The organism is Streptomyces sp. NPDC014006, from assembly GCF_043088925.1.
Lineage (GTDB): Bacteria > Actinomycetota > Actinomycetes > Streptomycetales > Streptomycetaceae > Streptomyces.
The window spans coordinates 51,343-65,056 of sequence record NZ_JBICAJ010000022.1; the positions used below are offsets into that span (position 1 = coordinate 51,343).

Annotated in this window: 11 protein-coding genes and 1 pseudogene; 1 reads left to right on the forward strand and 11 read right to left on the reverse strand. The window is 70.0% G+C overall.

Annotation, left to right across the window (positions count from 1 at the left end; genetic code table 11):
* Positions 1-69 precede the first annotated feature (69 nt).
* The 11 genes and pseudogenes from ACF1GV_RS40005 to ACF1GV_RS40055 form a co-directional block, all read right to left on the reverse strand.
* Complete coding sequence (locus ACF1GV_RS40005) at positions 70-375, reverse strand: hypothetical protein (RefSeq protein WP_391691655.1); 306 nt, start codon at positions 373-375, stop codon at positions 70-72.
* Positions 372-827 (reverse strand): RNA polymerase sigma factor, encoded by a 456-nt coding sequence (locus ACF1GV_RS40010; protein WP_391691699.1) that lies wholly within the window; start codon positions 825-827, stop codon positions 372-374. Before ACF1GV_RS40010 ends, ACF1GV_RS40005 begins: the two co-directional genes overlap by 4 nt.
* 81 nt (positions 828-908) lie before the next feature.
* Positions 909-1,268 (reverse strand): annotated as a pseudogene (locus tag ACF1GV_RS40015) (WhiB family transcriptional regulator); the annotation flags it as partial.
* Entirely contained in the window at positions 1,183-1,431 is a 249-nt protein-coding gene (locus tag ACF1GV_RS40020) for a hypothetical protein (protein WP_391691658.1), read from the reverse strand. The pseudogene ACF1GV_RS40015 and the gene ACF1GV_RS40020, both read right to left, overlap by 86 nt.
* Before the next feature lie 169 nt (positions 1,432-1,600).
* Positions 1,601-4,726 carry a helicase associated domain-containing protein gene (locus tag ACF1GV_RS40025; protein ID WP_391691661.1) on the reverse strand — a complete coding sequence of 1,042 codons (3,126 nt, stop codon included), beginning with the start codon at positions 4,724-4,726 and terminating at the stop codon, positions 1,601-1,603.
* A 206-nt stretch (positions 4,727-4,932) separates the two neighbouring features.
* Positions 4,933-5,961 carry a TniB family NTP-binding protein gene (locus ACF1GV_RS40030; RefSeq protein WP_391691664.1) on the reverse strand — a complete coding sequence of 343 codons (1,029 nt, stop codon included), beginning with the start codon at positions 5,959-5,961 and terminating at the stop codon, positions 4,933-4,935.
* Positions 5,955-8,207, reverse strand: a complete 2,253-nt coding sequence (locus ACF1GV_RS40035; RefSeq protein ID WP_391691667.1) for a transposase — start codon at positions 8,205-8,207, stop codon at positions 5,955-5,957. Before ACF1GV_RS40035 ends, ACF1GV_RS40030 begins: the two co-directional genes overlap by 7 nt.
* Positions 8,204-9,139, reverse strand: coding sequence for a TnsA-like heteromeric transposase endonuclease subunit (locus tag ACF1GV_RS40040; protein WP_391691670.1), 936 nt, complete (start codon positions 9,137-9,139; stop codon positions 8,204-8,206). Before ACF1GV_RS40040 ends, ACF1GV_RS40035 begins: the two co-directional genes overlap by 4 nt.
* A gap of 125 nt (positions 9,140-9,264) precedes the next feature.
* Positions 9,265-9,444 (reverse strand): hypothetical protein, encoded by a 180-nt coding sequence (locus tag ACF1GV_RS40045; RefSeq protein WP_391691673.1) that lies wholly within the window; start codon positions 9,442-9,444, stop codon positions 9,265-9,267.
* A gap of 190 nt (positions 9,445-9,634) precedes the next feature.
* Positions 9,635-9,850: a hypothetical protein gene (locus ACF1GV_RS40050; protein WP_391691676.1), complete on the reverse strand. Its 216-nt coding sequence runs from the start codon at positions 9,848-9,850 to the stop codon at positions 9,635-9,637.
* Between the two features lie 252 nt (positions 9,851-10,102).
* Positions 10,103-12,634 carry a Helicase associated domain protein gene (locus ACF1GV_RS40055; RefSeq protein ID WP_391691679.1) on the reverse strand — a complete coding sequence of 844 codons (2,532 nt, stop codon included), beginning with the start codon at positions 12,632-12,634 and terminating at the stop codon, positions 10,103-10,105.
* 325 nt (positions 12,635-12,959) lie between these two features.
* Here ACF1GV_RS40055 and ACF1GV_RS40060 point away from each other — a divergent pair, with 325 nt between their 5' ends.
* On the forward strand, positions 12,960-13,391 hold the full coding sequence (locus tag ACF1GV_RS40060; RefSeq protein WP_391691681.1) for a hypothetical protein: 432 nt from the start codon (positions 12,960-12,962) through the stop codon (positions 13,389-13,391).
* The last annotated feature ends 323 nt before the right edge of the window (positions 13,392-13,714 follow it).

The following is a 13,714-nucleotide window of genomic DNA, read 5'->3' on the forward strand; positions in this document are numbered from 1 at the left end:
GGGACAGGTCAGGCGGTATCGGGGTTGGTGAGGTCGTCGAGGGCGGATCTATCGGCTGTGCTTGTGTGCTTACTCTTCGCGGGTGGTGTCGGCCTGCGGATCAAGATCGATTTCGTGCAGGGCCAGGATGAGGTGGCTTTCGACGTCCGTGCTGGCCTCGAGGGTTGCCTGTAGTTCCTGCCTGCCGTGGTCGAGGAAGGCGTCGATTGAGGTTCTGACGGGAGGCGCGGGTGGGAGAGTGGCGGCATACAGGGCGGCTGCCAGCCTGCTGTCGACATCCGTGGTCGCGTCCAACGCGTTGGTCAGGCGCTGCATGGCGGAGGCCAGCACGGCATCTACCGGCTGGGCGGCACTGCGCCTGGGTGAGCTGCTCACAGTGTGCCTCCTTGGTCCTCTTGTTCCTGGAGCATGCGCTCAAGGTTGTGACGCGCCCGGCGCAGGTTCTGGCGGACGTTGGCACTGGGGACTCCCAGTGCCTCGGCGGTCTGTGCGGGCGTGGCTCCGTCGATTTCGAAGGCCATCACCGTGCGCTGCAGAACAGGAAGTCTCCGCAACAGTTGCACGAGGTCGACCTGCTCGGCGATGTCGCCGCAGGGGTCAGGCACACCCGCTTCAGGCAGATCGGCGGGATCCGAGGACCAAGTGTTCTGCTTGTCTTTGGCCTTGAGCCACATGCGCCAGGCGGTGGTCCGCAGCCAGGCTTCGGGGTGTGTCACTGACTCCCATGCCCGTGCCAGTTGCACGAAGGCGCTCTGCACGGCGTCCTCAGCGTCGTGTCGCCCTGCGCCGGCGGCGATCAGAAACCCAACGGTCGGTACGAAGCGGATTCGGAAGAGGGCCCCGTACTGCTGTTCCTGTTCCGGTGAGAGCCCCTGCTGCTCTTGCGGCTGCTTGGGCCGTTCCTCGACAAGGAGGCCGGCCCTCTGCTCGGACTCGGCACGTGCGCTCTGTAGTAGCGCGCGCCAGGATTCGACGGCGGGACGCCTGCGAAGCAGAGCGCGCCGTTCGCGTTCGGTCATGCCGCCCCACACGCCGAACTCGACCCGATTGTCGAGCGCGTCGGCGAGGCACTCCGTTCGCACAGGGCAGTCGGTGCACACCGCCTTGGCCCGGCTCTGTGCCGCCGACTCCACGAACAGCTCATCCGGATCAGTGGTACGGCAGGCTGCCTGCGCCGACCACTCAATCACCCACGATGACACTGCCGCCCCCTTGCTTCTCAGTCGCCCGCGGTCCGCCGACTTCAATGGTGATCTTGTCGTGTTCATCCATGACCCGGCTGCCACTGGGCAACCCCCGGATCATCTCGCTGCGATGTCTGCTGCGGATGCGGGCCATGCTGGTACGGCCGTGCACCCGGATCCACATCCGCAACACGCTGGTGAGGTATCCGGCCCCGGCGGCGAGGGCTGCAATCTCATACTCCGGCATCGCTGGGGCTCCCGAATCGGTGAACGTGGTTTTGGCTTCTGAAGGTGAGTGCCTGCGAGGGGACCGTTGCGTGACCTCGATGCCAGAACTTTTTTGATTTTCTTCCTTCCGGTCGGGCAGAACAGGGCAGTTGAGCATGCCCGGGCCGGGCAGCTGTGGCCGCGTCAGTTCATGCGGGAAGGATGCCCACCGCGGAGAGAAGCTCCTGCTGGGTGGGGTGGAGGGTGTTCCAGTGGGTGCGTTGCCGCTTGCTCCATCGCTGGAGGGCGGGGGAGTGGTCCTGGCCGGTGTGGTGGTTGAACTGGGCTTGCTGGTAGGTGCGTTGCCAGATGCTGGGCCAGGGTGGGTTCCACCAAGGGTCGAGGTCCTCAAGGGCTTGGGTAGTGGTGGGGGAGAGGCGGCCTTGTCGGGCTTTGCGGCGTGTTTGTACCAGCCAGCGGCCGAGGGGGAAGCCGTCGTGGTGGGTGTCTGCGCTGGGGGAGAGGTGGCCGTGGACCTGGGCGTATGCGTGTGCGTGGGCGAGTCCGGGGCTTGCGGGGTAGACGCGGCTGGTTGTGCGCCGCTGGCCGGCGGCGTCCGCGGTGCCGGGCGCGATGCCCAGGTCGGTCAGGAGTTTCTGTTGCTCGGGTCGTAGACGGTCCCAGGCTGTGCGTTGTGCGGTGGTCCACGCGCGTACGTCGGCCGGCAAGCCGGTGGGGCGGGCTTGTGTGGTGCGGGCGCGGGTGTAGGCGCGTTGCCAGGCAAGGTCCCAGGGTGGGTTCCACCACGGGTCGATCGTGGTGAGGGCCTGGTGGCGGGCGTTGGGGGTGGTGTCGCGCCGGGCTTGTTGGCGTTGGTCGTTGAGCCAGCGGCCGAGGGGGAAGCCGTCGTGGATGGTGGAGTAGGCCACGGCCAGGGTGTGGTGGGTGGCGGCGTAGGCGCGGGCATGCGTGAGTGCGGTCTCGGCGTACGGGTTGAGGGGACGTGTGCGGGCCCTCTCGTGGGTGAGGCCGATGTTGGCCAGGAGGTGCTGCTGGTTGGGGTGGAGGTCGTCGTAGTGGGTGCGTTGCAGGCGTAGCCAGGCGCGCTGGGTGGGGGCGAAGCTGCGGAAGTGGTGGTCGGCGTCGAGCCGGTGGCCGGCTCGGACTTGGTCGTGGATGTGCTGCCAGGCGCGTTGCCAGGCCAGGTTCCAGGGCGGGCACCACCAGGGATCGATCGTGTTCAGCGCTTTCGCCGCGGCAGAGGGAGGTGTGCCCCGGTGGGCGTCGGTACGGGCGTGCTGGCGTTGCCGGCGCAGCCATCGTCCGAGCTGGAATCCGGCGTGGGCGGTGTCGATTGCGGCGGCGAGGGTGCGGTGCGTCGCGTGGTAGGAGCGCGCGTATCCGAGGCCGACGGCGAAGTCGGCCTCGCGTTCGGCGGGCCTGGCGGCGGCGCTGCGGGCAGTCTCCCCTGTCAGTCCGATACGGGCGAGCAGGGCCTGCTGGTCGGGCTGGAGGGTGTCGTACTGGGCGCACTGGGTGGTCAGCCACGTGGCGAGCGCTCTGCTGGTGCCGGGGAATCCGTCCGCGGCGTCCAGGACGTGGCCGCCGTGGACGTGGGTGTGTGCCTGGTGCCAGGAGCGCTGCCATTCCAGTGTCCAGGGCGGGTTCCACCAGGGGTCGATCGTCGACAGCGCCTGCGCCCGGGGTGAGGGGGTGCCGTGGCGGTGCTGGTAGGTGCGGTCCTTGCTGCGCTGGTTGGCCAGCCACTGTCCCAGCTTGAGTCCGTCCTGGATGGTGTCGGTGGTCGCGTTCACCAGAGTGCCGTGGGCGTCGGCGAAGGCGCGGGCGCAGGTGAGGGCGCGCTGGAAGTGGGTGGCCATGTGCTTGCGGCGGGGCCGGGCCGCCTGTACCGCCTCAGGGGTGAGGCCGATGTCGGCGAGGAGGCGCTGTTGTGCGGGGTGCAGGACGTCGTAGCCGGTGCACTGGTTGTAGAGCCATTCGCCCAGGCCGAAGCTGGTGGTGGGGAAGCCGTGTTCGGGGCGCAGGGGTCCGCGGGCGCGGACGTGGTCGCGGGCTTGGTAGTAGAAGCGCTGCCACATCACCCTCCACGGCGGCCGCCACCACGGATCCAGTGCCTCGAGTTCCGCGACATGTTCGGGCGGCATCGCGGGGAACTTCCGATGGTTCTTCAGCCATCGGCCCAGGGCAAAGCCATCGAACTGGCTGTGGATCGGGGCGGCGAGGTGACCGTGGACCGCGGCGTAGGCGCGGGCGTGTGCCAGACCCGTGGTGAACGCCTGATCCGAGGTGTGCCGGAGCCCCAGGTGGAGCCGTCTACCGCCTGCTGTCTTCTCCGACTGTTGTGCGGCGTTGCGGTGGGCAGTGAGTTCGCGGGCGATGGGGCGGGGCCGGTGCGCCATGTGCAGCGTCCACAGCCGGTCGGTGACGGCTGGGTCCGCGTCGGCCCGTACGCAGTGCTGCGCCCAGAGCAGCAAAGGACCGGCCGAGGTCGAGGCGATCCGCTCAACAAGCCACGGCCGCCCCGTGACCCGCGCCAGTTCGCCGGCCAGACCAGGCACGTGAGCGAGTGTGTGGGGCAGATGTCCGCCGGTGTCGGCGAGCAGCTGCTGCTTGGTGCGTTCGTCGGTGAGGACCGAGGTGAAGGCGACGGTCTCGGGGTAGGTGACTGCGTCCCTGGCCAGCAGCCGCCACCATCCGGGATCGGCCCCCTGCGGCGTGAGTTGGCGTACCCGGCGAGGCCACTGCTCCTCTTCGGGCCACTGTTGCGCCCACCAGGAGACGACCACCGCATGCGCGACCTCGAACGCGCGGGCGGTGTCCGGCCGATGGCGCAGCAGATTCAGATGCCGCCGGTGCGCCGGAACCATCTCCGGCAGCTCCGCCAGGTCGATCTGTTCGGTGTCGGCCGGGGCGCCGTCGATCCAGTGGGTGCCGAGCATCCAGCGCCCGTGGCGCGGGCAGATCCGGGTGTGCGGCTGCAGATAGAGCCGGGCGGGCTTGGTCCGTCCGGTGCGTGCGGCCGTGCACAGCCGGCATCCTTCTCCCGCGTCCGGCACCACGGCCCCGAAGCGGAACCGCCCGGCTGCCCCCGCCCCGTCCGGTGAGAGGGGTTCCTGGGCGGTCCAGGCGGGCAGGGCCCGCTGAAGGGTCTTTTCGGGGACGCGGCTGAATGCGCAGATGCGGGCGCGGGCTTCGGCGTTGAGGTAGACCTCGCCGTCCGTGCGGTAGCCCTTGAACAGGCCTCCGCCGACCTGGAGAAGCGGCGGGATGAGGTCTCTGACGCCGAGCCGGTAGCGGTCGGCCAGCCGGTCCAAGTACGAAAGGTTCGTCTCGCCCTGCAGCGGCGCGACCCGTACCGGTCCCGGTCGCGCCGCTGCTGTCCGCGGCAACTGCGGCTGTGGTGGAGGAAAGTCGGGCATCAGGGAGCAGAGGTCGTTTCCTGGCGGGTCCGGATGTACCGGCATCCGGGCGCTCGCCGAACGGGGGTTCAGGACGGTCGGTTGAGGCAGACGCTTGCCGGTCAGGGCTGGCGTTGCGTGGGCGTTCGGCGGCGGTGCGGTGCCCGGGCCCGTTGTTCGGCGGCGGTGTCGAGCTCGATCTGTTCGAGCAGCCTCTTGGTGATCTTTTCCGTGCCGTCCAGCAGGGACACCAGGGCGGCTTCCCGGATGAGGTGGGAGAGGCTGCCCATCCGGCCTCCGGTGCGGGCGTGCAGGTAGGGGGCGTGCGTGACCAGCGCGCCCGGCCGGTGCCGGCGCAGCCGCAGGGCGCTGTCCATGCTGTTCACCAGGTCATTCCAGATCTGCTGGTCCGCGCTGCTGCCGTAGCGCAGCGGCTGGTTGCGCACGATTTTGAAGCGGCCGGCGAGCTGGGAGCCGCGCACGCCGGTCAGCAGGGGTGAGGATTCGACGTCGATGCCGGAGTAGACGAAGGTCGCTGGGATCCGCTCGCCGAGGTACTTCAGCTGATCAGAGGTCTCGGCGCCGGCCCGGCTGCGGGTGTCCATCAGGTGCACGTCGTCGACTAGGACGAGCTGGGTGCCCATCTCGCACAGCAGCTCGCACACGGCGTTGGTGATCTGGATCTGGTTCATCCGCTCCAGCGTCGGCAGGCCGAGGAAGCGGGCGAACTCGCTGATGAGCATCTTCGGGGTGGAGGACGGCGGCACGGTGATGAACAGCACCGGCAGACGCCCGTCCTGGTTCGGGTGGCGGCGCCGGTCGGCGAGTTCGACGGTGCGCCCGAGCTGCTGCATCGCGGTGGTCTTCCCGGTGGTGGCCGGCCCGGAGATGATCAGGCCGCGTCTGGCTCCGCCCTGCTGGCCGCGGTTGAGCAGCAGCAGGCGGCGTACCGCGGTGGAGATGGTGTCCATGGCGGGGGTTTTCAGCACCACGAACCGTGCGTGGTAGTCCTCCCGCTGCTCCAGCGTCCACTCCTGGTCATCGGCCTCCCGTGCCGGTGCGTGGGGCGTGTCGACGAACTGCTGCCACCCGTCCCACGTGGTCAGCGGACTGAACGTGCTCGTGGTGGCGGGCTGCGCCGCTGTCACCATGCCTGGGCCTCCTGGTACGGGTCGTAGATGCGCATGCCGCCCGCCCCGGCGGCGTCCAGCGTCTGCTCAGCGGCCTGGTCCCGGGTCGTTTCGGCCGTCGGCCCGGATGCTTCGGCCTCATCCGCGTGGCCTGCTGCGGTGTCCTGGCCGTCGGCGAGGGCGGCGAGAAGGTAGTCCTCGTCGTCCTGGTTGTCCTCGATGTCGTCCAGGCTGTCGTCGGCGTCCCAGCCGCCGGCATCTGGAAGCGGGACGGTGAAGGAATCGGGCAGCCCGAACGAGGCCCCCGGCGCGAGAGGCGCAGGCCACTGGTGCGGGGCGATGGCGGGGGAGGGATCGGTCATCTGCGCGGCCGCCTGGGCCCGGGCGGCTACCGTCCGCTCTCGCCTGCTGCCCAGTCCCTGGCTGGCACGGCGCAGCAGCGCATCCAGCGCCTGGGCGATCGCCGCCTCGTGCTCTTCACGGCCATGCCGGCGTTCCACGGTGCGGCGGACGTGGTCGAAGGTGAACGCGGTGAACGGGCGCCTCACCGCCCCCGCGTGGACCCACGGCACCTCCAGCCATCCCTCGGGCAGGCGCACCCACACCCGGTTCGGATCGTAGGGGTTGTGGTGGACCTCCCAGCGGCCGTTCTTGTCCGCCTGCGGTGAGCGGCGGCGCCGGTAGGGGTTCAGGCCAAGGTGGTCGTAGGTGCGGTAGCCGAAGCGGATGCCGTAGTCGTTGATCGCCTGCCACCGCACCGGCAGCAGCTCAACGTAGTCGTCGGCGGACAACGGCACCGGCACATGCCCCGTCACTGCCACCAGCGCCGCCCACATTTCGTTGGGTGAGACGGCGACCTGCGGCATCATCGGGTGCCGCAGCGCCTCGTGCCGACGCTCCTGCCACCCGCAGATGACCCACTCGTCCAGCAGCTCCTGAAGCTGCGTCAGGCTCCAGCAGGCATCCTGCTCCGCGGCCGCGCCCCGCTGGGAGACATCCGAGCCGGTGTGGCCCGGCAGGTACTGGCTGAACCCGTCGGCAATCGCGCGGAAGGTCCGCTCCACGTTCCCCTTGGCCGGGCCGTTCGCCGGCGGCACCGGCTGCACCGACACCCCCAGGCTCTCGCACGCCGAGACGAACGACGCCGACACATACACCCGGCCCTGGTCCACCACCACCGTCTCCGGCATGATCACTGGCCGGGCAGCCGCCCCCTCAAGCCGCGCGTCCAACGCCACCAGCCGCTCATACGGGATGACCGACCGCTGCATCGACAGCGCCGCGTCCCACCCCGGCCGCATCGCCGCCGGCACCACCATCTGCGCCAGCAGCATCGCCGCGTCCACCGACGTCGTGCCCACCGGCCGCAGCACCGCCGCGCAGATGCTGCGCGTCGCCACGTCCAGCGCGATGCACAGCTCAAGACGGCCGGTCACACTGTCGTCCAGCACCGCCAGTACATCCAGCGGCGTGCTGTCCAGCATCACCAGCTCACCCGGCCGCAGTGCCACCGTCGGCGTGAACGGCGGCGTCGGCCGCGACGCATGCCACCGCCGCTGTGTGGCTGTCTCCAGCAGCCCCTGTCCGTCGGCCACCGCGTGCACCAGCCGGTTGAACGTCGACGCCGGCGGCAGCGCCACCACACCGGCGCCGTACTCCTCCTCCAGCAGCCACCCCACCCGGCGGCGCAGCCGCACCAGCGTGCCCGTCGACCGCTCCCGCTGCTCCTCCAGCACCTTCCTGACTGCCGCGACCACCCGTTCATCGGCCCGCCCCACCGCCGACCGCTCCCGCACCGCCCGGCCGTCCACCAGCCCCCACAAGCCCTCGCTGCGGTAGCGCGCCCGCATCCGGCGCACCGTCGCCGCACTCGCCGCCCAGCCCGCCGCCGTCAACTCCTCGGCCTTCGCCCGTTCCCGCTGCGCCAGGTTCCGTGTTGCCGGATCGAACTGCTCACGCGGGGTGCCCTGCCCGACCGCGTCAGGAAAGCCGGTCTCCACCTCCCGCACATGCCGCTGCCAAGCCAGAGCCCGCTTCCGCACTTCCACCGGCAGCGCCTCCAGCAGCCCGAACGGCGGCACCCTCCCCGGCGCCGGCCCGCCTTCCACGCCGAAGGACGGATCGGAGAACAGGTAGGGCAGCAGCAAAACCGCCGAGGCGCCCTCGTCGGTTACCAGCGTGGCCCGGACGCCTTCCAGCACGGCGAGCGTCCATACCCGTCCGTCGTAGCGAAGGCGCGCCCCGACCTCGACAACCGCCTGCGTCATGCCGCTTCGGCCTCCTGCCGTGCGACCGAGACGACGGCACGCTCGTGCAGCGGTTCGTCCAGCCGCACCCGCAGCACCCCGCTCCACAGCGCGTGAAAGACCGCGGGCCACACGGTGATCGGGTCACCCAGCTCGCGCACCGCCTCCCCCGCCGGCCGCGGCCTGCCGAAGGCCCCCAGCAGAGTCGGCATCCACGGCCCTGCGGCGTACCGGGGATGCCGGTAACCCGCCAGCCACCGCACATTGGCCACCAGCACCGGATCCGGCGGCCCCGCGAGCCGGTAGGACCAGCCCGCTGCCTCCGCGGCAGCCGCCACAACCCGTGCCCGCTTTGCCAGCCGGGCAGAGGGGCCGCTGCGTCCCGCGCAGTCGAGCAACAGGCCGCTGCCGTCCTGAAGCCTGGCCATCAGCTGCGGCGCATGACCGGCGACCTTGCTTTCCTCACGCCACACCAGCTCCACCGGCCGGCAGGCCAGCGCCACCACCGTCGGTTCCCAATCCAGCAGCATCAGCTCGGTCCGCATGACACCGGACCCGTACGCCACCAGTCGCCTGGTCGTCGACGACCACCACCAGCCCGGAGCCACACGCCGCCCGTGCCGGACGGGGAAAGGCCGTACCGCAGGAGAGTCCTCGAAGGGGACGTCCTGCGCAGCCTCAAGCCACGGGACCTGACGCGAGCACCCCAGAGGGTCTCGAAAGCGCACATCGATCAGGCCGGCATCTACGGCTGGAGCGCCTTCGCGTCGAACAGCACCATCCGTTCTGTGCGGCTCGGGGATGCGGCACCCGGCCTCGGGCACCGCGGACGATGCGGCCTCCTGGCCGCTGTCGATGATCACGATTCCACACAACGCCATGCCTGGCCTGCCGCGCAGGAGAACCGGCCGGTAACCGCAACATCGGTGCAACTGCGGGTTGTTGAGCTGCACGGGGCACCCAGGGTGCCGGGCGGGGGGCACCGCTGTCAGTGCAGAGTTCTCCACTTCACCCCGCCGCGCCGCACCCTGTCGGCAACGGCTGGCCAGCTGCCGACCGGCCTGCGCCGTCGTTCGTGTCAGCCCTCTCCCTCACCCGCGGCGAGTACCTCGGCCAGCCCCTGGGCGGGCAGGCGGGACCAGGCGGCGGCCTCCTCCAGTGCCACCCCGGCGGCGACGGCTGCGGTAGCGGTGTGCACGAGGGCCTGGTCGATCAGGGCGGCACTGTGGCTGAGGTGCTCCAGCAAGATGCGGGCCACCTCGACGGTGGTGCCGCTGCACGCCGCGCAGCTCCACTAGCTGTTCGCGTGCCTCGTCGACCAACTGCGGGATGTGAAACCGTTCTTCGGCAGGAACGGTGGCCCGCCACCGGGTCCCCGATCCGCCCGACTGGGCTTCTGCGGCCGGGACGCGCAGCTGGCCCCATCGTGGCGGGCTGCTGTTCCCGCTTTAGCCGCCACGGATCCCCTGCCAGCCCGGCGGCCCCGTCTCGTGGCGCCGGGCGCGCCCGATCGCGCCCTTCCAGTCGTTCAGCGGGCTGCCGTGGTCGGCCGCAAGTTCGGGTCCCAGCCAGGTGCGGCCCAGCCGCTCGCCCAGCCGGTGCATCCCGCCGCTTGCCTGCAAGGCCTCCTCGACCATGGCCGGCTCCAGCAGCGCCTGCGCCACGGCCACCCGCCTCCGGGACGATCGCCGCGTTGCGGCCCACGATCCGCCACCACTCAAGCCGTGATTTCCGCGTTACCGCCCGCCAGCTGGTGCAGACGGCGCGGGCAGTACGTGCCTCCCACCTGCCACCCCGGTCTCGTGGTCGCCGATCCGGACGGGCCGTATGGGCTGGCGGCTATGTACGTGGCAGGTACGCGATATGTACGCCATGCGTACGCTTCGAGGGCGCTGCGGGTACTGCCTACGTCTGGGTTACGCCCAGCGCATGCCGATGGCGGAGAGCTGTTCGACGCGTACGGGGGTGAGCGTGGCGGCTCTGGATCTCTGGTTACTGATCCATGCCCCCAGCCGGAGCTCCCGCTGCTCCTGGTCCTCGCCGTCGTCCTCGCCCGTGGTGATCGTTTCGGTGTGTTTGCGCGGCACTTCAAGGTGCCCCTCACGCTCGAAGAACTGTCGGGCGGCGGCGAGGTGCATCGCCCACTTGTCGGCCTGACTCATGCGGGGCCTGGGCTTCTCGTCCTCGGTGGCGGGCTCGATCCCGAGGACCTGCTCGCACAGCCACTGCTGGACGGTGGTGAGGTTGTCCCAGCCGAGGCGGGTCGAGCGTACCCACCGTCCGAGGTCTTCGCCCTGGTGCACGACCTCGCCGGGCTCGGTCGGTAGCTCGCCGCCGGCCTGCAGGTGCATGCGGACCAGATGGAAGCACCGTTGCCACTCCACCGGCCAGGCGGGGCACCAGGCGGGGTCGATGTCGTCCAGCTGCTCGCGCCGTTCCTCCGGCAGTGCGCCAGCCGCGGACTGAACGGGCAGCCCTTCGGCTCGCCGCTGCTCGTTCACGGCCGCTCGCCGGGCGGCCGCCCGCGCGTTCTTCAGAAACAGCCCTACGCGGTATCCCTTGTAGGTGGCGTCCGTCGGGGCCAGGAGGTGCCCGTTCTCCTGCGCCCAGCCGCGGGCGGCGGCGAGGCCTTCTTCCCAGGCGACGTCGTAGTGTGACCAGACCATGCCCAGCTTTTCCAGCTGCGCGATGCGGTCCTCGTCCATGTCACCCCGGGCGTAGAACCTCCGAGCATCGGCGATCCACTGCCCAAGTGGAAACCCGGCGAGCGTGGTCGGCCACCCTTCGGCTTCCGCTTCCTGGTCGCCGCGGTCGGGGACGCGGTAGGTGAACGGCACCCGCAGATCACCATGGACCCGGTGGTAGATGGCGGCGGCTTCGATGCCGCGGCGCCAGTGGGCGTGTTCGGGGTTGAGGACGCGCAGGTTGATGAACGCCGCCAGCTGCGCCGGATCACGGGGCGTGCTGAATTTCAGCAGTTCCCGGGCCGGCACCGACAACCGGTCGCTTCGGTCGCTCTCGGCTCCCTCGCCTTCCGCTCCGCTGCGGCTTTGCACGCCCCTGACACGGCTTCGTGCCTGGGGCTCGGCGAGCTGCTCCACGATGCGGGCGTCGTGCGCCCTGAGCGCTTCCAGCAGCTTGGCGAGCCCGCCGTACGCCCTCGAGGTGAGCATGTTGTCTGCGGTCTCGCCCGGCCCGAGCAGGACCGGCACCACCAGCGAGGCGACCTTGCCCTCAGCGGGCTGCATCCGCAGTGCCCGGCCGACGGCCTGGACGAGGTCGGGCATGGAACCGCGGACGTCCGCGAAGTACACGGAGTCACAGCGGGACGTATCGATGCCTTCGCCGAGCACGCGGACGGAGCCGAGGAACGTCTTCTCCACGACCGTGCCGTCAGCAGCGATCCCCTTGGAGAACTCGTCCAGGACCCGGCGCCGGTGGAGCGCCCCGTGGTCACCGCACAGCCAGTCCGCCCAGATCGTCTTCGGGTACAGCTCAGCGTCGGCCGCGTGCAGCCGGTCGGCGACCCGGGGGAGGTCGGCCGCGAACGCTTCGGCCTCCTTCACCTGATGGTGAAAGACGAGCGTCCTGCGGAAGCCTTCCTCGGCCGAGGCCTTCACCAGCGCGGTCAGGAGCGCGGCGAGCCGCGCCCCGCGTACCTGGTCCGAGCGGGCTTCGGCGCCCAGGAGCTGTGCGGCTTGGAGGTGGGTGTCGGTGATGTCCAGGCACACCACCTGGTAGGGGGCACAGATTCCCCGGTCGATGGCCTCGGACAGCGTCAGCATGTAGCAGCGGGCACCGAACGGCCCGTCTGGATCGTCCTCCATCGACGCCACCAGCTCACCCGGCACGCCCGGCGCACCCTCGGAGTCGTCGTCCAGCTGCCACAACCTCGGGGTGGCGGTCATGTACAGCCGTCGCAAGGACGGGATGCGGGTGTTGTCGTGGACGACCGCCCATGGCTTCCCGATTCGCCCGGAAGTGCGGTGCGCCTCGTCCACGACGATGAGATCCCACCCCGGAAGGCCGGCAGCGTGCGCGCGTTCCAGGGTGCCGAGCCCGAGCGAGGCATACGTGGCGAACACCGTGACTTTGTTGCACGGGCGGACCCAGGCGACCAGCTCGTCCACGTCCGTGGTGTTCGGGAAGGACGCCCCCGGCCCCCGAAGGGACGAGACCCCGATCATTGGCCCCGTACGCCCGCCCTCGCGCCAGGCGGCCTCCGTCTGCGCCAGCAGGTCCAGCGAGGGCATGAGCACCAGCACTCGACCCGCCTGCAGCGCCTCGGCGCTGCGCACGGCGACGAGTGTCTTGCCCGATCCGGTTGCCATGACCACCTGTGTCCGCAGCCCCTGCTCGGGCACAGTAGATCTTGCCGGCAATTCAAGGGCCCGCAGCACCCCGTCTACGGCTTCCCGCTGGTGGGGGCGGAGTTCCTTCGCTGCCATATCGACCGGCTTTCTGCTCTCTGTCGGAGTGCGGTTCGACATCGCGAAGTGCCCTTTCCAAACCGGACATTGACCTCGCTGCGGCTGCAAAAAGCCGCGGACCGTCGCAGGGGACAGATCCGACAGCTGACGACGATCACGGCCTCCGACACCACCGCTGGTGGTACCACACCAGTCCAGAGTCTATCGCAAACAAAAAATGAAGCACAGCAATCGAGGACAGCACGCAACATGATAAGTTCCAGCACGGGGGGACCTTCTGCCGTCCGTGCCCGCATTGAACAAGAGCGGCCCGCGGGCCACAGAAGACAGGTAGACGCCGACTGTGACTGCCGAGTGGTACGTCCTCATCGAGGAGGACACCCGAACGACGGAGCGCCCCGACGGTGTGGAACTCAGGCTGCACCGGTGGATGCTGGTGGGCACCTATCACATCGGCCAGGACGAGACGGACGCGGTGGCGGCGGCCGAGGATGCGGCCCTGAACTACATACCGGGGGTGCTGGCCCGGCATGCGCGGCCGGGAGACGAGCCGGCCCGTCACGCGTTCCTGGCTCAAGACGGTGCGTGGGTAGTGCTCCTGAGGCAGCGGCACCGTGAGTGCCATATTCGGGTGACCACGGCCCAGCTCATGCACTCGCAGAAAGAGAAGGAAGCACCTCCGGAAAGCCTGAAGGAGAAATTCCGTAGCGCCTTGGAAGGGCCACCGCCGCTCCCGAAGCCTTGGACGCCACCAAAGCAACCCGGGCAACGGTGAACCGACCCCCTCCTCGTAACCAGCCAGGCCCGCGTCAGCGGGCCCACGGTCCTGAAGGCGCAGCCGTAAGGACCATCAGGCGGGGGAGCGCAGCGGACACGCCGGTCAGGCTGAAGCGAAGCGGAAGCCTGATAGCGGGACACAGTCCCGCCGGTCCGGGAGCGCAGCGGACGGACCGTCACCCTGCCTGCGCAGCAGGCAGGGTGTGCGTGGAGCGCAGCTCCACGCCAGCGCGCCCGCGGAGCGGGAGCGCAACACCCGCGCGCAGCGCGCGCGGGTGTTCGCTTGCACATCGCGCAGCGATGTGGTACCCGCTCCGCGGG